This window comes from Microbacterium insulae (assembly GCF_042677065.1).
GTDB lineage: Bacteria > Actinomycetota > Actinomycetes > Actinomycetales > Microbacteriaceae > Microbacterium > Microbacterium insulae.
The window spans coordinates 688,152-711,096 of record NZ_JBHTII010000001.1; the positions used below are offsets into that span (position 1 = coordinate 688,152).

The window sequence follows — 22,945 nt, forward strand, 5'->3', positions numbered from 1 at the left end:
CTGCTGAGCACATCGTAGGGCTCGCGTCGCGCACCGGTCGCTCGACGCCCGCGCCGCGGCATCCGATCCCGTGGGACGCTGGAGGCGTGACAGAGACCGTCGACACCGGCCGCACCCGACGGCACGGACCGATCGCCGGGGTGCGTGCGCGGGTGCTCACCGCACTGTCCGGCGACCCCGACGGCACGCCGCCGTGGGTCCGCGAACTCGCCGAGGGAGACGACGCGGGCTTCTTCCCCGAGGACGGCGCGGCGTGGGTCGTGCACGGCGGGATGGGCACGATGGTGGCGGGCATCCGCGCGCTGCTGATGCAGGCGCTGCATCCCGGCGCGCTGGCGGGCGTCCACGACTGGTCGCGGTACCGCGAGGATCCGATCGGACGCCTGAGCGGGACGGTGCGGTGGGTCATCTGCCTCACGTACGGATCACGCGCGCAGGCCGAGCGCGAGACGGCGCGCGTGGGGCGGTTCCATCGTCGCGTGAACGGCACGTACCGCGCGACCGACGGCGAGGAACGGACCTACTCGGCCACCGACCCCGACCTCGTCGAGTGGGTGCATCTCGCCTTCACCGACGCGTTCCTGTCGTGCCACCAGACCTGGGGCGGCGAGATCCCCGGCGGAGCCGACGCGTACGTCGACGAGTGGGCCACCGCCGGCACGCTCATGCGCGTGACCGACCCGCCCCGCTCCGAGGCCGAGCTCCGCCGGCGACGGGACGACTTCCTCGTGCGCGGCATCCTGCGCCGCGACGAGCGCGTCGACGACGTCGTCCGCTTCCTCCGCCGCCCGCCGTTCCGAGGCTCGCGATCGATGTCGCTCGCGTACCGTGTGCTGTTCGCAAGCGCCGTGGCGACGATCCCGCGCCGCTACCGCGCGCTGCTCGGGCTGCGGCGCTCCCCCTTGCCGGTCGTGACAGCGACCCGGCTGGTGCTCGCGATCGTCGAAAGAGCACTCGACGACGGCCCCCGCTCGCAGGACTTCGCGCGCGAGCGGCTGCGCCGGCTCGAGGCATCCGCACCGCTCGGCTGAGCGCCGCCCGCGGGAGGGCCCGGATCTGCGCAGGCCGTGACACTCGAGGCCCGGCGTTTCCCGACAGCCTCTGAATATCCACCGCCCGGCGTCCCGCGCGGCACTTCCCGACAACCGCTGCACTTCGCGACGCAGCGCCCGTCGGAAACTGCAGCGCACACCGGGCGACGGGCTAACGACGGGCCGGGGATGCCGCGGACCGTGGCACGCTGGAAGCATGCGCATCGCTCTCACCGGCTCGTCCGGAAAGCTCGGCACGGTCGTCGCCCGCGAACTCCGCGCGGCCGGACACGACGTGATCGGAATGGACGTGGTCGGGCCGCGAGGACCCTCCTTCGTCGAGGTCGACCTGACCGACTACGGCCAAGTGGTCGACGCGCTCGGGGCCGTCGGCGATCGCCATGACGGCGTGGACGCGGTCGTGCACCTGGGGGCGATCCCCGCGCCGGGCATCCGCAGCGACATCGCGACGTTCCACAACAACATGGCGGCGACCTTCAACGTCTTCTGGGCCGCCGTCCGCCTCGGCATCCGTCGCATCGTCTACGCCTCGAGCGAGACGGTGCAGGGTCTGCCGTTCGACACACCGCCGCCGTACGTGCCGGTCGACGAGGAGTACGAGCCGCGTCCCGAGTCCGTCTACTCGCTCGTGAAGACACTCGAGGAGCGCCTCGCGCGGGAGCTCGTGCGCTGGCATCCCGATCTCTCGATCACGGCGTTGCGGTTCTCGAACGTCATGGTCCCGGAGGACTACGCCGAGTTCCCCGACTACGACTCCGACGCCCGTCTGCGCAAGTGGAACCTGTGGGGCTACATCGACGCGCGCGACGGCGCGCAGGCCGTGCAGCGCGCGCTCGAGGTCGCGCCGGCCGGGTTCGACAACTTCCTCATCGCGGCGTCCGACACCGTCATGTCGCGCCCCAACGCCGAGCTGCTCGCCGAGGTCTTCCCGGACGTGCCCGTGGCACGCGAGTTCGGGCCGAACGAGACGCTGCTGTCGATCGACAAGGCCCGCCGCCTGATCGGGTTCGATCCGCGCCACTCGTGGCGCGACCACGCGGGCTGAACGCGAAGATGCCCGAGGATCCGCGGGTCGCCGCGGCCCGCTACCGCCACGAACGGGATGCCGCGGCCGCCGACCCGGCGCGTGCGTCGTCCGCGGGGCGCGAGGCGACGGGGGCTGAGGCGGGTGAGGCGGACGATCGGGCGGAACGGGTGCGCGCGGCCAGCGCGGTGGACCGCGCCGCCTACGTCGAGACCGCGATCCAGCAGGCGATCCGCCGGGGCGACTTCGACCACCTGCCCGGTGCCGGCAAGCCGATCCCGGGCCTCGGTGCCTCGCACGACCCGGACTGGTGGATCCGGCGCAAGATCCAGACCGAGCAGCTGACCGGACTCGGTCCGCCCGCACTCATGCTGCGGGTCGAGAGCGCCGAGCTCGAGGATCGCCTCGACGCGCTGGCGCGCGAGGAAGACGTCCGCGCGGCCCTGGACGACTTCAACCGCCGCGTCATCGAGGCTCGGCGTCAGCTCCAGGGCGGACCGCCCGTCGTCACGCCGACGCGCGAGGTGGACGCCGAGGTGGCCGCGTGGGCGGAGCGACGCCGGTCGCGCCCCGCCGAGCCGGCCGCGGATGCTGCACCCCCGCGTCGCCGGCGGTGGCCGCGCCGGCGCGATTGAGGCTCACCCCGCGGGGTTCGTGGCCTTGCCGTCGAGCCAGAGCGTGTTCGAGGGATCGGAGTGCGTACCGCCCGAGTCGACGTGCTTGTCGCTGATCTGCGGGCCCTTGGTGATGACGTGCACCATCGCCATGGCGTGACCGCGCCCGAGGCCGTAGTCCTCGGCGAGCCACTGGACGATCGGCGTCGCCTTCGTCGTCTCGTCGAAGCCCTTCTCGCGGGCGAGGTCGATGAGCTGACGCGGGGTCAGCCCCGTCTTGGTCTCGACGGCGTCGAGGTAGGCCTGGAATGACATGTGGCGAGCCTAGCCAGCCCCGCCGACACGTGCCCGGGGTTCCCTCAGCGCGACCGGGTAGACTGTGGTCACCATCTCCGATGTGTATCTACCTGGCCCTGCGGCCAAGGCGGCACGAAATGCCGCGAACCGCGGCGGACTTGCTCAGGAATCCTCGATGCACACCACCCTCGCGGCGCCGCGCCGCACCAGCCTCGTCCGCGAGACGGGCTTCGGTTACTTCCCCGTCGCGCTGATCGCGCGCCTGCCGTTCGCCATGATGGTGGTCGGCATCCTGACCCTCGTGGTGTCGGCGCGCGACTCGCTCGCACTCGGCGGACTGACCTCCGCGATGACGGGCCTCGGAACCGCGATCTTCGGCCCGCTGCTGGGCGCCGCGGCCGACCGTTTCGGACAGCGCCGCGTGCTGCTGATCGCCGGGCTCGCCAACAGCCTGCTCCTCGTCGCGATCGCGTGGCTGGCGTTCGCGACGGTTCCGGATGCCGCGCTTCTCGTCGTGGCGTTCCTCATCGGCGCGTCCATGCCTCAGGTCGCGCCGCTGTCACGCAGCCGTCTCGTCGGCATCGTCGGACGCGCCTTCCCGACCGAGCGCCGTGACGCCGTGGTCGGCGGCACCATGGCGTACGAGTCCGCCGCGGACGAGATCGTGTTCGTCTTCGGCCCGGTGATCGTCGGGCTCCTCGCCACGACGATGAGCCCCGCCGCGCCCGTCATCGGCGCCGCCGTCCTCGCGCTCGTGTTCGTCACGGCGTTCGCGCTCCACCCCACGGCCGCGGCGGCCGCACCCGCGCACGGGGCCGCCCCGAAGCAGGCACCCGCGCGCGAGCTGGTCCGGCCCGCCCTGCTGACCACCGTGATCGGCGCCCTCGGCATGGGCCTCTTCTTCGGCGCCATGCTTACCTCGCTCACCGCGTTCATGGCCGAGCGGGGCGTGCCCGAGCAGGCCGGACTCGTCTACGGGGCCATGGGGATCGGATCGGCGGCGCTCGCCCTCGGCGTCGCCCTGTTCCCCGCGCGCTTCACGCTTCGCGCGCGCTGGGTCGTGTTCGCCGCGATCCTCGTCGCGGGCACCCTCGCCCTTCCGCTGGCCGGAAGCGTCGGCGCGATCACCGTGTGCCTCCTCGTGATCGGCGTCGGCATCGGCCCGACGCTCGTCACCCAGTACAGCCTCGCCGCCGCGCGCAGCCCGCTCGGCCGATCGGCCACCGTCATGACGATGCTGGGCTCGGCGGTCGTCGTCGGCCAGTCCGCGGCATCCGCCCTCACCGGATTCCTCGCCGAGTCGGCCGGCGCGCAGGCGGCGCTCATCGCGCCGATCGCCGCGGCCGCGGTCGTGCTCGGCGCCGGCATCGCGAACGTGCCGCTTTCGCGGGTCAGGCCTCGCGCACCCCGGGGTTGAACGGATACGTCACCCGGTCGAACGGCCATCGCTCGTCCAGCCACGCCGGGACGAAGGACCGGAGCGCCTCGGCGACGCCCCCGGGGGCATCCGTGACGGTCCACCAGGACACCTCGGCGGCGACCACGCCGTCGGCGGCGTCGAGCGGATCGATGTAGACGCACCCGAGGAGCCGGTCCTCGTCCTCGGTCAGCACCGCGTAGTTGAAGGACTCGTGGGTCTCCATCTCGGCGGCGTGACGGGCGAGATCGGCCTCGTCCTCCTCGCGCGTCATCGTCGCCGGAGGCCACCCCCAGGCCTCGCCGTACATCTGCCACAGCATCGGCTGATCGCCCATGACGGCGACCATGTCGATGTCGACGTCGGACGCGCGGATGGGCCGGAGGTGCACACCGTCGACGAGCTCTGCCCTCAGCGGGTGGGCGAAGTCCTCGGGCAGCCAGGCGTCGGTCATCGGCACTCCTCTCGATCGGGGTCATTCTGTCAGGCGCACCGCCCGCGCATCTCGTCTCAGCGGGCGACGCGGTGCATGATCGGCGCATGACCCGCCACTGGACCCCCCTCGCCGTCGTCTACGCGTGCCTCGCCCTCACCGGGCTCGTGGGCACGTGGTACTTCAACGCGCTCGCGATCATCGGCATGACGGATTTCCTGGGCGACCTCGTCTCCAGCGGTCCCGCGGTGTCATCGATCACCGTCGACCTGCTCGTCGTCGCGGTGGCGGGCAGCGTGTTCCTGCTCGTCGAGGCCCGCCGGCTCGGGATGCGGTTCGGCTGGCTCTACGTGGTCGGCTCGGCGCTCACGGCGTTCGCCTTCACCTTCCCGCTCTTCCTCGCGATGCGGGAGCGCCGCAAGACCGAGCTCGCGCGCGCCGCGGAGTGACGTCAGCGGTCGCGCGGACCTGTCGCACCGACCCAGCGGGAGAACGCCGCCTCCACGATCTCCGCGGGCGCGGCGTCGATCGCGACGATCGCGCCCCGTTCATCCGGACCGAGCGGCTCGAGAAGCGCGAGCTGCGAGTCCAGCAGCGATGCGGGCATGAAGTGGTCGGTGCGCGCGCCGATGCGCTGCGCGAGGAGCTCGGCGGACCCGTCCAGCTGGACGAAGAACATCCCGGGCGAGACGTCGCGCAGCGCATCGCGGTAGATGCGGCGCAGCGCCGAGCACGCCACCACCGCCGGGCCGTTGCGCTGTTCTGCGGCTACCGCCGCGTCGGCGACCTGTGCGAGCCACGGCATCCGGTCCTCATCCGTGAGCGGGACCCCCGCACGCATCTTCGCGACGTTGGCGGGCGGATGGAAGTCGTCCGCGTCGAGGAAGGTGCCGCCGACCCGGGCGGCGAGCGCCGCCGCGATCGTCGACTTGCCCGATCCCGACACCCCCATCACGACGATCGGCACGGCGTTCTCCTCGGGCGGGAAGGGGATGGATGCTCCGCCCACAGTAGCGGTGTCATCCCCGGCCCGCCGTCGGCGGTGCGCGGCGGGGCATCGACGCGGTCGACGGGACCTGCGAAGATCACCCCCGGGGAACGACGCCCGTGCGCCCCGTCGTCCGCGAACCTTGCCTGGTCGCCGCCGCCTCGGGCTCGATCCGCTGCCGGCGGCCGGCGCGCGGCGGCCGGTGGCCGTTGATCCGAGAGACGAGGACGGGACATGCTGCACAAGAAGGATGACATCCGGGGCGAGCTCCTCGACGAGGTGTTCGCCTCGACCGAGCTTTCGGTGTCACTGCCGAAGTACCGGATGCCGCCGAACGAGCATCTGGCGAGCCACGCGCACCAGCTGGTGATCGACGAGCTGATGCTCGACGGGAACTCCCGGCAGAACCTCGCCACGTTCTGCCAGACCTGGCTCGAGCCCGAAGTCCGCGCGATCATGGCCGAGACCCTCGACAAGAACATGATCGACAAGGACGAGTACCCGCAGACGGCGGAGCTCGAGGCGCGGTGCGTGCACATCCTCGCCGACCTGTGGAACTCGCCCGAAGCCGCGAACACCCTGGGCACCTCGACCACCGGATCCAGCGAAGCGGCGATGCTCGGGGGCATGGCCCTGCTGTGGAACTGGCGCGCGCGGCGGCGCGAGGCGGGCAAGCCGACCGACAAGCCCAACCTCATCACGGGTCCGGTCCAGGTCTGCTGGCACAAGTTCGCGCGCTACTGGGACGTCGAGCTGCGCGAGATCCCGATGGAGGGCGACCGGTACATCATGAACGCCGACGAGGTGATCGCGCGCGTCGACGAGAACACGATCGGCGTCGTCCCGACCCTCGGCGTCACGTTCACCGGCCAGTACGAGCCGGTGCACGCGGTGAACGAGGCGCTCGATGCCCTGCAGGAGGAGACCGGCCTCGACATCCCGATTCACGTCGACGGCGCGAGCGGCGGATTCATCGCGCCGTTCACGGTGCCCGAGCTGGTGTGGGACTTCCGCCTCCCGCGCGTGAAGTCCATCAACGCCTCGGGCCACAAGTTCGGTCTGGCTCCGCTGGGCGTCGGTTGGATCGTGTGGAGGGATGCCGCGGAGCTGCCCGAGGAGCTCATCTTCGACGTGAACTACCTCGGCGGGAACATGCCGACGTTCGCGCTGAACTTCTCGCGCCCCGGCGGGCAGATCGTCGCGCAGTACTACAACTTCGTGCGTCTCGGGAGGGAGGGATACCGCAAGGTGCACATGTCGTGCCACGACACCGCGATGTATCTCGCCGAGCAGATCTCGCAGCTCGGGCACTTCGAGATCATCAACGACGGCGGCGCGGAGTCCGGGATCCCGGCGGTGTCCTGGAAGCTCAAGGAGGGTGTGGAGCACCCCTTCAACCTGTTCGACCTCGGCGACCGGCTGCGCACGCGCGGCTGGCAGGTGCCGGCCTATACGATGCCCAAGAACCGGGAGGACCTGCCCGTGCAGCGCATCCTCGTGCGTCAGGGCTTCGACCGGGACGCGGCATCCCTGCTGATGGACGACTACCGCGCGGCGATCGCGCACTTCGACGCGCACCCGATCGTCAACTCGATGACGGAGGAGGAGGCGGGCACCTTCCACCACTGAGCGCGCTCGAGGAACCGACGGCGATCAGCGCGTGATTTGAACGTTGAGACTTCGAGTCCCTAGAGTGGCGGAGGTGCTCCCGGGGGGTGAGAGCACAACGGGCCGCCGCGAGTGCGCAATCGCGCGGTCCGTGTCGGTGCCGGGCCGCTGGGGACCCGGCACCGCGACCCTCCGGCAGCGGCACGAGCCCGCGCGGTATATCCGCCCCCGGGCGCACGCCGGAAGCGGGATAATCGGATCGTGTCCAACCTCGCAGCCCGTACCCGACGGCCCGCCGGCGAGACGCGCGCGCTGCTCCTCGAGACCGCGATCGAACGCGTGTCGCGGGAAGGACTGCGCATCGACTTCGCCAACCTCGAGCTCGAGGATCTGATCCGCGCCGCCGGGGTTCCGCGGTCGACCGTCTTCCGCATCTGGCCCGACCGGGACGCGTTCATCGGCGATCTCGTCCGCGCCCTGTTCGATGCCGACCCCGGTTTCGAGGCCGGCTTCGACGAGGAGACGCTCGAACTCCTGGAGCACGCGATCGCGGAGGCGTCGAAGGACGCCGATCCCGCTGAGGCGCGACGGGCCGTCCTGCGCGCCGTCGTGCGCCGCACCACCGCGCACAACATCGTCGCCGTCGAGGACTCCGTGACGTGGCGCGCGTACCGCACGCTGTCCGCCGCGCTGGTGAGCGGGGACTCGGTGCCCGGCGGCGAGAGCATCCGCACCCTGCTCGGCGAGATCGACCGGCGCTACGTCAGCCGTATGGCTACCGTGTACCGGCGCCTCAACGAATCGCTCGGACTGCGCATGCGCGCCCCGCTCACCGAACAGGATCTCGCGCTCTCGATCATGGCCGTCATCGAGGGCATGAGCGACCACCGCCGCATCGATCCTCTCGGCGTCGACCGCCCCCGCATGGTCGCGACGGGCGACGAGGAGCCCGAACCCTGGCACCTCGTGGGTCTCGCCGTGCACGCCGTCTACGAGGCCTTCACCGAACCCGCCGGCTGATCCCCGTCGAGGGGGGACGGAGAAGAACGGCGAGCACTTTTTCACCCGGCGCGTCATAATCCGGACGGTTGCCGGTCGTTACATCGGGAAGAGATGCCGGATCCCCCGATCCGGTCTGGGGCTTCCTGCCGGCGCGCGGATCGGGGGGTCCGCCGCCGAGCGCGTGGGGAGGGTGAGACCTGGGGTCGTCTCGCCTCCCCACGCGACGCGCCGCCGCGCCGCCGGCGCATCGCGCATCCGCGTACTCGCTGTTCACACGCCCGTCGGTGGGCGGGCGAAGTGTCGCGCGACGAGGAGCGCGCCGGGGAGCGCCCGTTGGGGGCGAACGCTCACCCGACGCGCTCGGCGGCAGCACACCCGAAGTGCAGCCGCATGGGACGCCGCTGCGACGGAGCCCCACCGAACAAGACATCCTCGATCGCGGATGCTTACGCAGCCGGGCAAGATTCGAGGTGCAGTTCGGGCCGAAGGGGACGAACGGGTCAGCCTGGGAGGGATGCCGTGTCCACGACGAGCTGGTACATCGCCGACAGACCGACCCGGCCGGCGTCGTCGATGTAGCGTGCGACGATGGCGTGAGAGCCGGCGGTGACATCGGTCAGGACCACGGTCCCCGCGCCCCGGTCGTCGAGCAGCACGAGCGGCTGGCGTACCTCGTTCACAAGCACGTCGATGCGGTGTCCGGCCGGGCCCGCGGCGGAGAGCACCGCGTCATCCTCATAGCCGTCGGCATCGGCGTCGGTGAGCGGCACGGCTCGGCCTCCGTCAGGGCCGGTCAGGACCGGAAGCACGAAGTCGATCGGCCCCAGGCCCTCGCTGCGCACCGGGTCTCCGGACTCCTGTGCTGCCGAGGCGAACAGCGTGATGCCGGACCGGAGCGCAGGCGACGACGAAAGGTCGACGGCGAACTCACCCCGCGTGTCGGCTGTGGCGGCGCCGAGGACCGCTCCGAGCTCGTCCACGATCTCAACCGTCGCGCCGGGGGCGGCCGTGCCGTGCAGCACCGGTAGCACGGTGACGCCGCTGGTCGGGAACGCACGGAGAGTCGGCGCGGCGGGCTGGGGGGTGGGAGTGGGAGTGGGAGTGGGAGTGGGAGTGGGAGTGGGTGTGGGTCTCGGGGCGGCGGTCGGGGCCGGCGTGACGGGACCCGGGGCCGGCGGCGCGGTCCGGGTTTCCCCCGCGAGGGCTGTCGGCGTCGAGACGGGTACCGGGTCGGCCGGCGGGGCGACCGGGGTCACGGGTTCAGTGGGTCCGGATTCCGTTGTCGGCGTCGGAGCCGGAGAGTGCGTCGGCGTCGGGGCTTCCGTCGCGGCGGGCGCACGCGAGGCGGGCGGTCTCCCCCATGCGGTCGCGTTTCCGGCCTCGGTCACCGGCGTGGAGTTCAGCGCCACGACGACGCCGAACCCGACGACCACGGCGGCGAGACCCGCGAACCTGCCCAGACTGGTCGCTCGCGCGCCCGACACGGCCGCACTGCGCGCGGGGGACACGACGGTGCTGTCGACGACGGCTGCGACGGCCGGCTCGCCCCCTGCGGCGAGGGGGACCACCGATGCTCCGCCACCGAGGACGAGGGGGATGATCACCACGCGGAGACGTCGAGAGACCTGCTCGACGTCGGCGGCGACGAGCGCGCAGGTGCGGCATCCCGCCAGATGGTCGGCGTAGCGGCGGCGGTCGGCGGCGGAGAGGGGACGTCGCCCCCGTGCGATGAGGCGCTCGCATACGCGACGACACGCCTCCGGCCGGGCGGGGTCGGCGACGTACTCCGTGAGCCACGCGGTGCGGAATCCTTCGCGTGCGCGGTGGGCGAGGGCGGACACCGCGTTCGGCGTCATGCCCATCAGCGGCGCGATCTCGCGAGGCTTCATCCCCTCGACCTCGAGGTGCCAGAGCAGCGTGCGCCAGCGCTCGGGGAGCTTTCGGAATGCGGTGGCCATCAGGTCGCGATCGGCAAAGCCGTCGATCCGGTCGTCGGAGGCGACCGAACGCTCGTCGAGCGCGTCGGTCGCGTACTCGCGGGAGCGCGAGCCCCAACTGGCCGCGGCGTTGCGCACCGCAGCCAGCAGGTAGGGGCGGAACGCCTCTCGCGGGCCCCCTCCGCTGCGGATGGCGGACAGGACCGAGGCGAAGGCCTCTGCGACGAGGTCATCCGGGTCGAACGACGACGTGATCGCGCGGGCGACGGATCGCGCGACAGGCGCATGCCGACGCCACAGGACGCCGTAGGCGTCGACCGCTCCGTTGCGCGTGGCGTCGACGAGCTCATCGTCGGTGAGGTCGTCGAGCGTGCGGTGCGGAACGTCGCTCGTGTATGTCACGTGTCTCTCCCAGCCTGGCCCTCGCAGCCGGGCCCACAAGGAATAGACGGGATTCGGGCGCGACTATGACGCGGTTCAGGAAACTCTCAGCTTCAGCGCGCTCCGGGGAAGCGTGGATCATCTGCGTCGCGGCACGTCTTGACGGTGAGGACGGCGTCGGCTCCCCAGCCCCGACGACCACGGATCCTCCGGCCGCTGGATATGAATCCCACACCTCGCGGCCCTGGCTGGTCGGTCCCCACTCCGACCGCACCGACCAGTTTATTCGATTTCGATCCGCGATCCCGGCCGCGAACCGCGTCGGCGGGGCGGATGTCGCTCAGTGGGGCTCGCCCGGTTCGCGGCCCAGCACCGTGGCCGGCGTCTCGGAGGACTCCGCGAGCTGCGACCGATCGGACTGCTCCCCGCCGACCTCCCCTACGCCGCCGGCGGCCTCTCCCGCAGGCAGCACGACGTGATGCTCGACGAGGACGCCGCCGCGTCCCGTCAGAGGATCCACGTACTGCAGCGTGATCCGATTGCTTCCGCGACACAGGTCGACAGGGACTCCTTCGTAGGCACCGCCGGCAAGATGCACGACCGCTGCGTCCTCGCCGGTGCTGACCGCGACCCAGGCGCCCGCGATCCCCGTGATGCGGAGGCCCGCCGGGGCCGCGTCCGCGCCCGCGACCGCCGGCTCCTCGTCACCTGCGTCCTCCCCGTCGAGCGGAGAGATCGACGGTTCGGCGAAGGTCAGCGGACCGAGGGGAAGGGTGGTCTGTGGCGCGCCCCCTCCCGCGACCTCATGCACCCCGTGGATGCTCATCCCCTGATGCAGATCGGTGCCGGACACGTCGGCCGAGAAGGTTCCATCCGACGCGACGGTCGTCACCGCCAGGGTCGCACCGGTCTCGTCGAACAGGAAGACGCGAGCCCCCGGCGTGCCCACACCGGTCAGCAGGTCGGGAACCGCCGTGCCGGACGGGACCGCGTTGGTGAACGCGAAACGCGGCCAACCACCCGGTTCGGCGTCCGGACTCGGCGCCGGCGACGGAGCGGGGCCTGCCGGCGGAGCGGACGGCGCCCCGGTGGGCTTCGGACCGGGCGCGGGCGACCCCGAAGCTCCCGTCGAGGCCTCCGAGACCGCGCCTTCATCGTCGGCATCCGGCGGCGCAGGCGAGGCCGGATCTTCGAGATCCGCCGGGTCTGTGGGGACGGACGGATCCGGGGGACGCGCGGGATCGGCCGGACCCTCCGCGTCGGCCGGCGTCTGGGCGACGTTCGGAGCGGCCGCGGGCGGCCACCCGGCGGGTCCGGTGGGCGAGGCCGGTGGCACCGCGCCCGCCACCGGCCGATCGAGCTCCGGCGCGAGCGCGAGCGTGAGGGTCGCGGAGACGGCCAGCGCACCCGCGATCGCGGCGACGCCCGTGGTCAGCGCCACCGTGCGGACCGGTGAGCGACCCCGCGCAGAGATACGGGAGGCGTGCCGACCGCGCACCCGGAACCGCGGGACGGTGCCGCCCTGCGCGGTCGGCGACACGGCATCCGGGGAGACACCCTCGCCCCGTCCTGCGGGCACCGCGGCGGCGGCGAGCTCCGAGCCCCCCTCGAGGTAGGCGAGTGCGGCCGCGCCACCCAGGATGAGGGGCAGCGCCACCGCGCGCAGGCGCTGCGACACGTTCACGACGTCGGCCGCGATCACCTGGCATGCGCGGCACGCTCGCAGGTGCTCGGTGAAACGGCTCGCGTCAGCCGGTTCGAGCTTTCGTCGCGCGGGGAGCACGACGCGCTCGCAGAACCAGCGGCAGTCCGCAGTACGCCCCGGCGCGGCGATGTGCGCTGCGAGCCACGCGCGGCGGAATCCCTCACGTGCCCGGTACGAGATCGCGGACACGGCATTGGCCGTCAGACCCATCAAAGGCGCGATCTCGCGCGGCTTCATGCCCTCTACCTCGAGGTACCACAGCACCGTGCGGTGGCGCGAAGGCAGCGACTTGAACACCTGTGCGATGACCGAGCGCTCCGAGATCGACTCGAACGGGTCTCCGGCATCATCGACGAGAACGTGCTCGGGAAGCGTCTCCACCGGGAAGGGGCGGTCCTGACGGCCCCACATCGCCGTGACGTTGCGGATCGTCGCGAACAGGTACGGGCGGAACGCCTCGGTGGGCCCGCCACCCGCGCGGATCGCGCTCAGCACCGCGGCGAACGCCTCGCTGACGATGTCGTCGGAGTCCCAGGTCGTGGTGATCGCGCGCGCCGCGCGGCGGGCTGCGTCGGCGTGCCGCTCCCACAACAGGCCGTACGCCGTGTCGTCCCCGCCGCGAGCCGCCTCGACCAGGCTCTCGTCGGAAGGCTCTCCCGAGTCCTCGAGGTACCGCTCTGCGCGGCTGTTGATCATCACGTGTGGCTCCCCGTGTGCGCGGTCGCGTGAGGCGCACATCTCAAGGACGGACGAGGACGGGAATCATGACGCGACGGCGGGCTCGACGCCGTCAGGCCGCACGTGCCGACACCGAGCGTGCGTTCACCGGGAAGTACCGGCTGCCGTTCCGGCCGTGCAGCAGGGTCACGCCGAGCACACCGACCGTGGTCACGCGATCGGGATGGAACAGCAGCGACCGACGAGGGATGCCGAGCACCTCCCCGACCACGCCGCGGCGGACCCCGAAGAAGACGGCGAGTGTCTCGGCGTCGAGAGTGCGCGGCAGGTGGGCGGTGAGTTCCCGCACGGCCTCCGCCGCCGCCGAATCGGGGTCGGCCGCGGGCGCGCGCGAGCTCAGCGCGCGGCGGAGCTCCTCTTCGGGAACGAACCACCGGCCCCCGAGCTCGTAGCCGGGCAGTGCGTCCGAGCGCAGCCGCGACAGCAGCGTGCTGGAGGAGAGTCCGGTGACACGGGCCGCCGCCCCCGCGGAGAGGAACGGTGAGCGCCGCTGTCGCCGGAAGGAGTCGGGAGGGTGCACGAGAGAAAAGACGCGGCATGGGCCGGATCGTGACGCGCGCATCCCGTCATGATCCGCTCTCCTCGCACTCTGGGCTGGTGAGGAGGTTCGAGGCAGCCATGGATACCGACCGCACGTCGTCCGATCCGTCCACGCTCACCGAGATCGTGGTGCGCGGCCGGTTCGGACCCGCCCTGATCAGCGCGCTCGGCGCCTATGTCGCGGACATCGTCGTCGACGGATCGCTCACCCGACTGATCGCCGACGTCCCCGACCAGTCCGCCCTGCTGGGACTGCTGGACGTCCTCGCCGCCCTCAACATCTACATCGTCTCCGTGAACCCGATCGCACACGAGCCCGCTTCCTGACGAGGGCCGCTGTCAGGCCGTCGGACGAATGTGCGCGGGTACGGCTACCGGCCTGTCGTCGAGGGCACGCGAACGGCCGAGCGCGGTCAGGAGCGCGTCGCGCGGGACGGTCCACCCGTCGCGACCTCGCACGCCCGGCAGCGCGCCCGAGACGAGCAGTCGGTAGAGCATCGTCCGCCGTTCCGCCAGGAGGAGCTCTACCTCCGACAGCTCCAGCTGCGCGGGCAGGGAGACGGGGTCCGCACCCGCCCACCGTCCGAGGAAGCGGTGCACGTCGTCATCGGAGGTGCGGGACTGCGCGTAGAGCACGGCGTCGGATCGCCGGAGGAACCACTGGGGTCCGAGTTTGATGCCGCTGAGAGTGCCCAGGGCGAGCCCGCGTCGCAGACCCACCGGGGTCGTCGACAGCACAGTCGCCGCCACGCGCAGCGGCACGGCGAGGGCGTAGCGTTCGATCGTGGCGAGGTCGGTCAAAGGCGCGTCTCCGAGGGTGAGGGCACGCCGCCCCTCCGGCGGCGTCGTCCCTACAGACCGCTCGACCGCGCGAACATGACGCGCGAGCCCGCCGCCCGGACGGGGGCCCGGGCGCGGGTCACCAGCCCATCGAACCCGGCCCGCCCTTGAACGGCCCGACGATCGCCGACGTGATCCAGCCGCCGTAGAACCCGCCGGGCTGCGGCACCACGGTCTCACCGCCGACTTCGCACGAGTCCATCGGGCGCGCATAGACGGCGACCCGCTCGGCCAGCATCTCGTAGCCCGCGCTCGGACTCGGGTAGTTCCAGGCCGCGCGCTGCGCGACGGTTTCGCCGGAACGCACGTCGAAGTACCGGGCGCCGCCCTTGAACTCGCAGAAGGACCCCCCGGTCGCCGGCACAAGGGATCCGTCGGCGAAGTCCGCGATGGGCAGATAGTAGACGGGCGGATGACTCGTCTCGAGGACGCGGACCACATCTGCCGTGTCGACGATGACCTTCCCGCCGAACCGGATCACCACCCGCTGATCCACCCGCTCCACCCGCGGTGGCCGCGGGTAGTCCCAGACGGACTCCTGGCCGACGGAGACGGGATCGGGCTGCGGGTGCTGCGCCATGGATCCAGCGTAGATCGGCCGCGAGCGGCGAGGGTCGTTCCGCCGGCACTCCGCACGAGGTTCACGCTGTAGAACTGTGTGGTGAGCAATAACCCTCCCCTCGGCGTCGACGCCGCGACCGGATCCGCCTCGGCACCCGCCGGCATCCTTCACCTCCGCCGCGGCGGGACGAGCGTCGTGATCGACCTCGCCGCCCACCCGGCGCCCGCCATCGTGCACTGGGGCGAGGATCTCGGAGTGGTGTCGGAGAGCGTCCTGCGCGGCCTCGCCGAAGCGGCCCACCCGCAGCGCGTCTCGGGTGGCCTCGACCAGACCCCGATGCTGGGCATCCTCCCCACCGCCGCGGACGGCTGGTTCGGCACTCCCGCACTCGAGGGGCACCGCGCCGGCAGCGGGTTCAGCGCGAGCTTCGCGCTGGTCGGCGTGGAGGCCGACGACCACCGTGCGACGATCTCGCTGGTGGACCCCGAGGCGCGCGTCGCCGCCCAGATCGAGATGCGCCTGGGCTCCGCGGGACTGTTCCACCAGCGCCTCTCGCTGCGCAACACCGGCGAATCGCCGTACACCGTGCAGTCGATGCACGCGACGTTCCCGGTGCCGTGGGACGCGACCGAGATCCTCGACACCACGGGCCACCACCTGCGCGAGCGGACTCCGCAGCGGCGGGACCTCGCGATCGGCACGCACCTGCGCGAGAGCCGCCGCGGGCGCCCGGGGGCGGACGCCACCGTTCTCCTGGCCGCGGGGCGTCCGGGCTTCGGCTTCGAGAGCGGTCGGGTCCACGGCATCCACGTCGCCTGGAGCGGCAACCACCGCGTCCTCGTCGAGCGCGGGCCGGGCGGAGACGCATTCCTCGCCGGCGGAGAACTCCTCCTGCCGGGTGAGCTCGTCCTCTCCCCGGGCGAATCGGCGACCGGTCCGTGGGTGATCGGCTCGTGGGGTGAGGGCCTCAACGCCCTTTCGCAGCGGTTCCACGACGAGTGGCGCGAGCGGCCGCAGCATCCACGTCGCCCGAGGCCCGTCACGCTCAACACATGGGAGGCGGTCTACTTCGACCACGCCCTGCCGCGCCTGCACGAGCTGGCGGATGCCGCGGCCGCCGTGGGCGTGGAGCGCTTCGTGCTCGACGACGGCTGGTTCGCCGGCCGCCGCGACGACACGGCCGGCCTCGGTGACTGGACCGTCGACGCCGATGTGTGGCCCGACGGACTGCACCCGCTGGTCGACCACGTCCGGTCGCTGGGCATGGAGTTCGGCCTCTGGGTCGAACCCGAGATGGTGAACCCGGACAGCGAGCTGGCGCGGGAGCATCCCGACTGGATCCTCCGAGCCCGGACGACGCTTCCGCCGTCGGCACGCCAGCAGCAGGTCCTCGACCTGTCGCGCGCCGACGCGTACGCCCACATCTCGTCGCACCTGCACGCGCTGCTCGACGAGTACCCGATCGCGTACCTCAAGTGGGACCACAACCGCGACCTCGTCGATGCGGGCAGCGGACCGGAGGGCGAGGCCCGCGTGCGGGCGCACACGCTGGCCGTCTACCGCCTCCTCGACGAGCTCAAGGCCGCGCACCCGGACCTCGAGATCGAGTCGTGCGCGTCGGGCGGCGCGCGCGTGGATCTCGGCATCCTCGACCGCACCGACCGCATCTGGACCAGCGACAGCCTCGACCCGCTCGAACGCCTCGTCAACCAGCGCTACACCGGGCTGGTCGTGCCGCCCGAGATGATGGGGATGCACCTCACGAGCCCCGTCGTCCACTCGTCGGGGCGGACGGTCTCGCTCGGGTTCAGCGCGGCGGTCGCACTGCTCGGGCACTTCGGGATCGAATGGGACCTCACGACGGTCGATGCCGGCGAGCGCGAGGCCATCGCCGGCTGGGTCGCCCTCGCCAAGCGGCTCCGGCCCCTCGTCGCGACGGGCCGCGTCGTGCACGTGGACGGCACCGAGGCCGGGATCGATGTGCGAGGGATCGTGGCGGTGGATGCCGCATCCGCCGTCTTCACCGTCACCCAGACCGCCTCGACCGCCGCGCACCCGCCCGGCCGGGTGCGCTTCCCCGGGCTGCGCGACGAGTCGACCTACCGCGTGCGGGTCATCGCGGCGGAGCCGGGGGCCGGCCAGTCCGCGCTCGCGTGGGCGGAGCACGGCGTGACGCTCTCCGGCCGGGCGCTCGCGACGGTCGGCGTGCGGCCCCCGCTCCAGTTCCCCCAGCAGTCGACCGTGATCGAGTTCACCGCGGAGTCCTGAGAACCGCGATCACCGGGGCAGCGGAGTGCCTCGAGTGAACCCGCACGGCTGTGGCGGGCACCCCTCGGGGCGCCCGCCACGTCCGTGCAGGATCGCTGATCACATCGCGGGCACGAGCACCCGGTCGATGGTGTGGATGACGCCGTTCGAGGCCTGGATGTTGATGCCCCACAGCACGAGACGCGGGTCGCGCAGGGCGGGGGTCTCATCGCGCAGCGTGAGCCCGCGCGGCTGGACGATGCCCTCGTTCGCCATCGTCAGCGAGCGCGCCGTGAGGACCTTCACCGGGCCGAGCTTCTTCCCCGCCACCACGTGGTACAGCAGGATGTCGGCGATCTGCTCGGTCGAGAACGTCGAGGTGATCGCCTCGAGCGCCGCCTGCTCGCTCGCCGGCGCGCTTCCCGTGAGGTCTCCCACCAGGCGCAGGAACGCGCGGTCATTGGGTGCGAACACGGTGTACTTCGTGGACGTGTCGGCGAGCGCGCCATCGAGCCCCGTCGCGAGAACGGCCTGGACGAGGATGTCGTAGTCGTACGGGTTCTTGTCGGGGGTTCCGCCGCCGGAGGCCTTGACGGCGACATCGACGATGGTGCCGCTCGGGGTACCGCCGTAGGCCTGCGCGGGTGCAGCGGAGAGGACGAGGGCGAGCGCGGCGGCCGCCGCGATGACCAGACGGGACTTCTTCATGATTCCGATCTCCTTCGATGGATATGCGGCGTCTCCCCGGATGGCGACGTCACCGGTGGTATTCGCGCCGCGCTCCGCTCTTGGATGCACCGCTCACGGCATCGCCTCGTGGAGGTCGCGCGCCCGCAGCGTCCGATAGGCCGCGACCGGGTGGGTGGCGACGACGATCTTGCCCCGCGCGTGGAGCTTCTCGAGGTCCTCGTACGCCTCGACGATGTCGTCCGTCGCGTAGACGCCCGAGACGAGGAGCCGGAACGCGCGGTCCTGCGCCAGCCGGGCAAGGCGACGCAGCTGGCTCGTCCCCGCCGCGACGTCCTCGGGGTCTTCGCTGAGGAGCCGCAGTTCGACCTCGCGTCTGTCGGCGCTCGAACGGTAGCGCGCCGGGGAGACGCCGAGCGCTTCGGCGATGTCCTCGCCGTCCTGCCCGAAGTTGTCGATGAACGCGGTCACCGGCCCGCCGGCTGCCCGTGAGATGCGCTCGACGATGCCCTCGCCGTACTGGACCGGCGTGATCCCGAGCTGGCGCAGATAGTCGAAATTCCGCGCGCCGCACGTGCCGATCACCTTCGCGCCCCAGTGCTTGGCGATCTGCACCTCGAGGCTTCCGACGCCGCCCGCAGCCGCGGTGACGACGATCGTGTCCCCACTCCCGATGCGCAGCTCGTCCAGGATCGTCAGCGCCGTGGCGCCCGCGAGGAACAGTCCTCCGGCGGCTTCCCACTCGAGGATGCGCGGCTTCGGGACGAGCCGGGATGCCGGAACCGTGAGGTAGGTCGCGTGCGCGCCGGTGCGCACATGGCCGATCACCTCGGCACCCGGGCGGAGCGAGGTGACGCCGCTCCCGACGGCCACCACGATGCCGGCGAAGTCCGATCCCGATCCCCGGGGGAAGGGCTCGTCCGCCCACTCCGGCTCATCGCCGCGGCGGATGATCGCGTCGACGTGGCTGACGCCGGCGCACACCATCTCGACGGTGACCTCGCCCGGTCCGGGTGGCGACAGCGGAACCGTCCGCCGTTCCAGGACCGACGGGCCCCCGGGTGCGTCGTACTCGAATCTGATCGCCGTCGTGGGCACTCGCATGGCACCGCTCCGTTCCGCGTCGAACGCCTCCGGGCCGGATGCCCGGACGTGTGCTCTCCGGGTTATTCCGGAGGAGCGGCGGACCTGGATGCAGCGGCTCAGCCGAAGTCGAGTTCGCCTCGCACGATCGAGTCCCCGGAGTGCGTCGGATCGCCGTCGAGCGGCTCCTGCGAGACGTCCACGAGGACGTAGTCGCGCAGGTCGATGTCGTCGGGCACGACGAACGTCCCCTCCGAGCCCTCCAGCTCACCCAGGCTCACCAGCGCCGAAGCATCGGCCGTGATGAGCCAGACCTCGCGGAAGCCCTCGCCGGCCGCGGCATCCAGATTCACCGTCACGGTTCGCTCGCCGTTCGGCAGCTCGGTCACCAGCGCTGCGCCGGCGGCTCCCGGATGATCCGGGAACGCGGCGAGGCTCGCGGATGCGATCTCGACGGACTCCGGTGGGCGAGTGAGATTCCAGGCGCCGACGACGACCACGACAGCTGCGATGCTCGCAGCAAGGGTGAGCAGGAGCCGCGACAGGCCGCGGCGCTTGCGGAGGCGCACGGCCGGCTCCGCCGCCGTCGTGTCGGGCCCGGATGCCGCGGACTCGGCCGCGGGCGCTGCGCCCGTGGTCGGGCTCGTGTGTTCGAGGCCTCCGGTGTCTCGAGTGTCTCCGGTGCCCTCGGACTGCGCGCGGACTTCGCTGAGGACCGCTTCCCACACCCTTTCGGGAGGGGATTCGAGGACCCCGAGGTTCAGGGTCGAGCGACCGATGGTGACCGTGTGCTCGAGCTCGGCCAGCTCGATCGAGCACGCGTCGCACGAGGCGAGGTGGTCGCGCTCGGCATCCGTCGTCGAGTTCTCGATGGCGATCAGAGCGAGTCGCTCGGGGTCAAGATGCGACATGGGGCACCTCCAATCGGCTGCGCAGTCGGATGAGACTTCGTCGGATATGGCTCTTCACGGTTCCCAGGGGCATGTCCAGTCGCGTCGCGATCTGCTGGTGGGTGAGGTCGTCGTAGAACGCCAGACGGACGACCTGCCGGGCGTCGGGCTCGAGCTGATCGATCTCGTCGGCGAGGAGCAGCCGATCGCCGAGATCCACATCCGTCTGGCTGCGTTCGTCGGGGAGCGTGAGCGCCTGCAGCTTCTCCTGGAGCTCGCGCACGCGCCGCCGGGCTTCGAGGGTGTCGGCGATGCGGCGCCGGGTGATCGTCACCAGCCACGTCGACATCTTGCCCTTGGCCGGGTCGTACGAGGCGCGCGACGTCCAGGCCGAGACGAAGGTCTTCTGCGTCACGTCCTCTGCGTCCCCCCGATCGCCGAGCAGGCGAAGCGCAAGCGTGAAGACGATGGGCGACCACCGCCGATAGAGCTGCTCGAGAGCGCGTTCGTCGCCGGCCCTGAACCGCTCGGCCAGTGCGCGGTCTTCCTCGTCGTCCACTCTGTTCCGCTCCGGATTCTCCGGCGTCGTGCCGGGTCGCGTGACAGGGGTCGCGCTCGCGACCACGTTAGCGGCGTCATGGCCCCGTCTCCCCTCTCGCGACGGGTCTGTCGCCTCCCATCGATATGTTCTTCGGCGCGGAGGCCGGATTCGGATGCATTTAGGCCCCGGGCCGTCTTCGGTCAAGGGGGTCACTCGCCGATCGCGCTCCCGGTACGTTTCTAGGCCTGCGAAAGGATCACCCATGCTCCGTGCCGTCGCCCTCACCTGCTCGCTCAAGCCGTCGCCGGCCGAATCCAGCACTGAGCTGCTCGCGCAGCAGGTGCTCGACGCCCTCGCCGCCCACGACGTGGAGGGCGAATCGGTGCGCGTCGTGGATCATGACGTCAAGCCGGGCGTGGACGCCGACATGGGCGACGGAGATGAATGGCCCCGACTGCGTGAGCGGGTGATGGCCGCGGACATCCTCGTGTTCGCCACCCCGACCTGGATGGGCCACATGTCGAGCGTCGCCCAGCGCGTGCTCGAACGGCTGGACGCCGAGATCTCGGAGACCGACGACGCGGGCCGTCCGGCCCTCGCCGACAAGGTCGCCGTCATCGCCGTCGTGGGCAACGAAGACGGAGCGCACGCGATCATCGCCGACGCGTTTCAGGGGCTGGCCGACGTCGGCTACACCATCCCCTCGCAGGGGTCGGTGTACTGGAACGGGGAGGCGATGCAGCGAACCGACTACAAGGACCTCGCCGAGACCCCCGAGAAGGTGGCGACGACCACGCAGACGGTGGCCCGGCACGCGGCCCACCTCGCCGCGCTCTTGTCGGCGCGGCCCTACCCCGCGCCGTAGGCGGCGGACGGCTGCCCGCCCGCGCGGGTGCCCGCTGCGGCGGTCACCGCCCGAATTCCTCGAGCCAGCGCAGCCACACCTCGCTCAGCGTGGGGTACGGCGGCACGGCGTGCCACAGCCGGTCGATGGGTACCTCTCCGACGATCGCGACGGTCGCCGCGTGCAGCAGCTCGGCGGTGTCGGGACCGACGAAGGTCGCCCCGATCAGCACGCGGCGCTCCTCGTCGACGATCGCACGGGCCGTTCCTCGATAGTGGTCGGCGTACGTGGAGGCCCCCGCGAGCCACGACAGGTCGTAGTCGAGGACGCGGATGCCGATGCCCGCCTTCTCGGCCGACGCGGCGGTGTGTCCGACCGAGGCGACCTCGGGATCGGTGAAGGTCACCTGCGGGACGGCGTCGTGATCCGCGGTGGCCGCGTGAGCGCCCCACGGCGCGTCATGGACGTCGCGCCCGAGCGCACGCGCCGCGATCACGTCGCCCGCCGCGCGCGCCTGGTACTTGCCCTGGTGCGTGAGCAGGGCGCGGTGGTTCACATCGCCCACGGCGTAGAGCCAGTCCACGCCGCGCACGCGCAGGGTGTCGTCCACGTCGAGCCACTCGCCGTCCGTCAGGCCCGCGTGCTCGAGTCCGAGGTCCATCGTGCGCGGCACGCGGCCGGTCGCGACCAGCAGCTGCTGAGCCCGTACCTCATGGCCGTCCGACAGGGTGAGGACGACATCGCCCCCGTCGATCCGGGCGACCCGGTCGACCTCGACGCCGGTGCGGACATCGGCTCCGGCATCCCGCAGCGCAGTCTCGACCGCCTCGCCGGCGAACGGCTCCATGCCGCCGAGCAGGCTGGAGCGCGCGATGACCGTCACGTCCGTGCCGAACCCCGCGAAGAGGGTCGCCATCTCGGTCGCCACGACTCCCCCGCCCAGGATCGCGAGGGATGCCGGGACGTCGCGGACGCTCGTCGCCTCGCGGCTCGTCCAGGGCGCGGCATCCTGGAGTCCTTCGATGTCGGGCAGGAGAGCGGCCGAACCCGTGCAGACCGCGACCGCGTGCCGCGCGAGGAGGACCGTCGTGGCGCCGTCGGGCTCGTCGACGGTGACCTCGCGCTCCGCCGTGAGACGGGCGTCGCCTCGCACGAGCTCGATGCCGGCCGACTGGAGCCACTCGACCTGCGAGCCGTCGTTCCACTCATGGACGATCGCGTCGCGCCGCCGCAGCGCGCCCGCGATGTCGACCTTGCCGGTCACGGCCTGCGATGCGCCGTCGACATCGCGTGCCGCGCGTATCGCGGCGCCACTGCGCAGGAGGCCCTTCGACGGCATGCACGCCCAGTAGGAGCACTCGCCCCCCACGAGCTCGCGCTCGACGATCACGACCGACAGGCCGCCTTGCCGGGCACGATCGGCGACGTTCTCGCCCACGGCGCCGGCCCCGATGACGATGAGATCGAATTCCCGAGTGGTCATCGCCCCACCGTAACGTCGGCGGGCGACATTCG

General features: G+C 71.8%; 23 protein-coding genes. 10 read left to right on the plus strand and 13 right to left on the minus strand.

Going from position 1 to position 22,945, the window contains the following annotated elements; all coding sequences use genetic code 11:
- The first annotated feature begins 86 nt into the window (after positions 1 to 86).
- From ACFQ0P_RS03325 to ACFQ0P_RS03335, 3 genes are all read left to right on the plus strand, one after another.
- Complete coding sequence (locus ACFQ0P_RS03325; RefSeq protein WP_204980378.1) at positions 87 to 1,031, plus strand: oxygenase MpaB family protein; 945 nt, start codon at positions 87 to 89, stop codon at positions 1,029 to 1,031.
- A 217-nt stretch (positions 1,032 to 1,248) separates the two neighbouring features.
- On the plus strand, positions 1,249 to 2,097 hold the full coding sequence (locus ACFQ0P_RS03330) for an NAD-dependent epimerase/dehydratase family protein (RefSeq protein WP_204980379.1): 849 nt from the start codon (positions 1,249 to 1,251) through the stop codon (positions 2,095 to 2,097).
- Between the two features lie 8 nt (positions 2,098 to 2,105).
- Entirely contained in the window at positions 2,106 to 2,711 is a 606-nt protein-coding gene (locus tag ACFQ0P_RS03335) for a DnaJ family domain-containing protein (protein ID WP_204980381.1), read from the plus strand.
- Between the two features lie 3 nt (positions 2,712 to 2,714).
- Here ACFQ0P_RS03335 and ACFQ0P_RS03340 read toward each other — a convergent pair whose 3' ends face one another.
- Complete coding sequence (locus ACFQ0P_RS03340; RefSeq protein ID WP_204980383.1) at positions 2,715 to 3,005, minus strand: DUF4287 domain-containing protein; 291 nt, start codon at positions 3,003 to 3,005, stop codon at positions 2,715 to 2,717.
- A gap of 157 nt (positions 3,006 to 3,162) precedes the next feature.
- On the opposite strand from ACFQ0P_RS03340, the gene ACFQ0P_RS03345 reads away from it, so the two are divergent.
- Complete coding sequence (locus tag ACFQ0P_RS03345; RefSeq protein WP_204980385.1) at positions 3,163 to 4,404, plus strand: MFS transporter; 1,242 nt, start codon at positions 3,163 to 3,165, stop codon at positions 4,402 to 4,404.
- Here the strand turns inward: ACFQ0P_RS03345 and ACFQ0P_RS03350 are convergent.
- Positions 4,379 to 4,858, minus strand: coding sequence for a GNAT family N-acetyltransferase (locus ACFQ0P_RS03350; RefSeq protein ID WP_204980387.1), 480 nt, complete (start codon positions 4,856 to 4,858; stop codon positions 4,379 to 4,381). The two genes, ACFQ0P_RS03345 and ACFQ0P_RS03350, sit on opposite strands and share 26 nt — an antisense overlap.
- Before the next feature lie 86 nt (positions 4,859 to 4,944).
- Between ACFQ0P_RS03350 and ACFQ0P_RS03355 the strand changes: the two genes are divergently transcribed.
- Positions 4,945 to 5,286 (plus strand): DUF2834 domain-containing protein, encoded by a 342-nt coding sequence (locus ACFQ0P_RS03355; protein WP_204980389.1) that lies wholly within the window; start codon positions 4,945 to 4,947, stop codon positions 5,284 to 5,286.
- Between the two features lie 2 nt (positions 5,287 to 5,288).
- On the opposite strand, the gene ACFQ0P_RS03360 is transcribed toward ACFQ0P_RS03355, so the two are convergent.
- Entirely contained in the window at positions 5,289 to 5,804 is a 516-nt protein-coding gene (locus ACFQ0P_RS03360) for a gluconokinase (protein ID WP_378771324.1), read from the minus strand.
- Positions 5,805 to 6,059: 255 nt separating this feature from the next.
- Here ACFQ0P_RS03360 and ACFQ0P_RS03365 point away from each other — a divergent pair, with 255 nt between their 5' ends.
- Both ACFQ0P_RS03365 and ACFQ0P_RS03370 read left to right on the plus strand, forming a co-directional pair.
- Positions 6,060 to 7,454 (plus strand): glutamate decarboxylase, encoded by a 1,395-nt coding sequence (locus ACFQ0P_RS03365; RefSeq protein WP_204980391.1) that lies wholly within the window; start codon positions 6,060 to 6,062, stop codon positions 7,452 to 7,454.
- A 240-nt stretch (positions 7,455 to 7,694) separates the two neighbouring features.
- Complete coding sequence (locus ACFQ0P_RS03370; RefSeq protein WP_378771326.1) at positions 7,695 to 8,453, plus strand: TetR/AcrR family transcriptional regulator; 759 nt, start codon at positions 7,695 to 7,697, stop codon at positions 8,451 to 8,453.
- A 482-nt stretch (positions 8,454 to 8,935) separates the two neighbouring features.
- Here ACFQ0P_RS03370 and ACFQ0P_RS03375 read toward each other — a convergent pair whose 3' ends face one another.
- The 3 genes from ACFQ0P_RS03375 to ACFQ0P_RS03385 all read right to left on the minus strand — a co-directional run bounded on the left by ACFQ0P_RS03375 (position 8,936) and on the right by ACFQ0P_RS03385 (position 13,716).
- A complete protein-coding gene (locus tag ACFQ0P_RS03375; protein ID WP_204980393.1) occupies positions 8,936 to 10,774 on the minus strand; it encodes a sigma-70 family RNA polymerase sigma factor in 1,839 nt (612 codons plus the stop codon).
- A 319-nt stretch (positions 10,775 to 11,093) separates the two neighbouring features.
- Positions 11,094 to 13,154: a sigma-70 family RNA polymerase sigma factor gene (locus ACFQ0P_RS03380; protein WP_378772346.1), complete on the minus strand. Its 2,061-nt coding sequence runs from the start codon at positions 13,152 to 13,154 to the stop codon at positions 11,094 to 11,096.
- A gap of 94 nt (positions 13,155 to 13,248) precedes the next feature.
- On the minus strand, positions 13,249 to 13,716 hold the full coding sequence (locus ACFQ0P_RS03385; RefSeq protein WP_204980397.1) for a hypothetical protein: 468 nt from the start codon (positions 13,714 to 13,716) through the stop codon (positions 13,249 to 13,251).
- A gap of 98 nt (positions 13,717 to 13,814) precedes the next feature.
- On the opposite strand from ACFQ0P_RS03385, the gene ACFQ0P_RS03390 reads away from it, so the two are divergent.
- Complete coding sequence (locus ACFQ0P_RS03390) at positions 13,815 to 14,063, plus strand: hypothetical protein (RefSeq protein ID WP_204980399.1); 249 nt, start codon at positions 13,815 to 13,817, stop codon at positions 14,061 to 14,063.
- Positions 14,064 to 14,075: 12 nt separating this feature from the next.
- Here ACFQ0P_RS03390 and ACFQ0P_RS03395 read toward each other — a convergent pair whose 3' ends face one another.
- A complete protein-coding gene (locus tag ACFQ0P_RS03395; protein ID WP_204980401.1) occupies positions 14,076 to 14,537 on the minus strand; it encodes a hypothetical protein in 462 nt (153 codons plus the stop codon).
- 118 nt (positions 14,538 to 14,655) lie between these two features.
- The gene (locus tag ACFQ0P_RS03400) at positions 14,656 to 15,156 is read right to left on the minus strand and encodes a DUF427 domain-containing protein (protein WP_204980408.1); all 501 of its coding nucleotides are present in this window, start codon (positions 15,154 to 15,156) and stop codon (positions 14,656 to 14,658) included.
- Positions 15,157 to 15,237: 81 nt separating this feature from the next.
- Here ACFQ0P_RS03400 and ACFQ0P_RS03405 point away from each other — a divergent pair, with 81 nt between their 5' ends.
- Positions 15,238 to 17,406: an alpha-galactosidase gene (locus ACFQ0P_RS03405; protein WP_378771331.1), complete on the plus strand. Its 2,169-nt coding sequence runs from the start codon at positions 15,238 to 15,240 to the stop codon at positions 17,404 to 17,406.
- A gap of 99 nt (positions 17,407 to 17,505) precedes the next feature.
- On the opposite strand, the gene ACFQ0P_RS03410 is transcribed toward ACFQ0P_RS03405, so the two are convergent.
- The 4 genes from ACFQ0P_RS03410 to ACFQ0P_RS03425 form a co-directional block, all read right to left on the minus strand.
- Entirely contained in the window at positions 17,506 to 18,093 is a 588-nt protein-coding gene (locus ACFQ0P_RS03410) for a fasciclin domain-containing protein (RefSeq protein ID WP_204980411.1), read from the minus strand.
- A 93-nt stretch (positions 18,094 to 18,186) separates the two neighbouring features.
- Complete coding sequence (locus tag ACFQ0P_RS03415) at positions 18,187 to 19,176, minus strand: NADP-dependent oxidoreductase (RefSeq protein WP_204980413.1); 990 nt, start codon at positions 19,174 to 19,176, stop codon at positions 18,187 to 18,189.
- A gap of 98 nt (positions 19,177 to 19,274) precedes the next feature.
- A complete protein-coding gene (locus ACFQ0P_RS03420; protein ID WP_204980415.1) occupies positions 19,275 to 20,066 on the minus strand; it encodes an anti-sigma factor in 792 nt (263 codons plus the stop codon).
- The gene (locus tag ACFQ0P_RS03425; RefSeq protein WP_204980416.1) at positions 20,053 to 20,604 is read right to left on the minus strand and encodes an RNA polymerase sigma factor; all 552 of its coding nucleotides are present in this window, start codon (positions 20,602 to 20,604) and stop codon (positions 20,053 to 20,055) included. Before ACFQ0P_RS03425 ends, ACFQ0P_RS03420 begins: the two co-directional genes overlap by 14 nt.
- 244 nt (positions 20,605 to 20,848) lie before the next feature.
- Here ACFQ0P_RS03425 and ACFQ0P_RS03430 point away from each other — a divergent pair, with 244 nt between their 5' ends.
- Positions 20,849 to 21,451, plus strand: coding sequence for a flavodoxin family protein (locus tag ACFQ0P_RS03430; RefSeq protein ID WP_204980418.1), 603 nt, complete (start codon positions 20,849 to 20,851; stop codon positions 21,449 to 21,451).
- Positions 21,452 to 21,494: 43 nt separating this feature from the next.
- Here ACFQ0P_RS03430 and ACFQ0P_RS03435 read toward each other — a convergent pair whose 3' ends face one another.
- A complete protein-coding gene (locus tag ACFQ0P_RS03435) occupies positions 21,495 to 22,913 on the minus strand; it encodes a dihydrolipoyl dehydrogenase family protein (protein ID WP_204980419.1) in 1,419 nt (472 codons plus the stop codon).
- Between the last annotated feature and the right edge of the window lie 32 nt (positions 22,914 to 22,945).

Excerpts from the sequence above, each read along its gene's own strand:
- ACFQ0P_RS03340 (WP_204980383.1), bottom strand. The coding sequence starts at position 3,005 with ATGTCATTCCAGGCCTACCTCGACGCCGTCGAGACCAAGACGGGGCTG.
- ACFQ0P_RS03355 (WP_204980389.1), top strand. The coding sequence starts at position 4,945 with ATGACCCGCCACTGGACCCCCCTCGCCGTCGTCTACGCGTGCCTCGCC.
- ACFQ0P_RS03400 (WP_204980408.1), bottom strand. The coding sequence starts at position 15,156 with ATGGCGCAGCACCCGCAGCCCGATCCCGTCTCCGTCGGCCAGGAGTCC.
- ACFQ0P_RS03345 (WP_204980385.1), top strand. The coding sequence starts at position 3,163 with ATGCACACCACCCTCGCGGCGCCGCGCCGCACCAGCCTCGTCCGCGAG.
- ACFQ0P_RS03350 (WP_204980387.1), bottom strand. The coding sequence starts at position 4,858 with ATGACCGACGCCTGGCTGCCCGAGGACTTCGCCCACCCGCTGAGGGCA.
- ACFQ0P_RS03365 (WP_204980391.1), top strand. The coding sequence starts at position 6,060 with ATGCTGCACAAGAAGGATGACATCCGGGGCGAGCTCCTCGACGAGGTG.
- ACFQ0P_RS03380 (WP_378772346.1), bottom strand. The coding sequence starts at position 13,154 with ATGATCAACAGCCGCGCAGAGCGGTACCTCGAGGACTCGGGAGAGCCT.
- ACFQ0P_RS03335 (WP_204980381.1), top strand. The coding sequence starts at position 2,106 with ATGCCCGAGGATCCGCGGGTCGCCGCGGCCCGCTACCGCCACGAACGG.
- ACFQ0P_RS03415 (WP_204980413.1), bottom strand. The coding sequence starts at position 19,176 with ATGCGAGTGCCCACGACGGCGATCAGATTCGAGTACGACGCACCCGGG.
- ACFQ0P_RS03410 (WP_204980411.1), bottom strand. The coding sequence starts at position 18,093 with ATGAAGAAGTCCCGTCTGGTCATCGCGGCGGCCGCCGCGCTCGCCCTC.
- ACFQ0P_RS03390 (WP_204980399.1), top strand. The coding sequence starts at position 13,815 with ATGGATACCGACCGCACGTCGTCCGATCCGTCCACGCTCACCGAGATC.
- ACFQ0P_RS03420 (WP_204980415.1), bottom strand. The coding sequence starts at position 20,066 with ATGTCGCATCTTGACCCCGAGCGACTCGCTCTGATCGCCATCGAGAAC.
- ACFQ0P_RS03330 (WP_204980379.1), top strand. The coding sequence starts at position 1,249 with ATGCGCATCGCTCTCACCGGCTCGTCCGGAAAGCTCGGCACGGTCGTC.
- ACFQ0P_RS03435 (WP_204980419.1), bottom strand. The coding sequence starts at position 22,913 with ATGACCACTCGGGAATTCGATCTCATCGTCATCGGGGCCGGCGCCGTG.
- ACFQ0P_RS03430 (WP_204980418.1), top strand. The coding sequence starts at position 20,849 with ATGCTCCGTGCCGTCGCCCTCACCTGCTCGCTCAAGCCGTCGCCGGCC.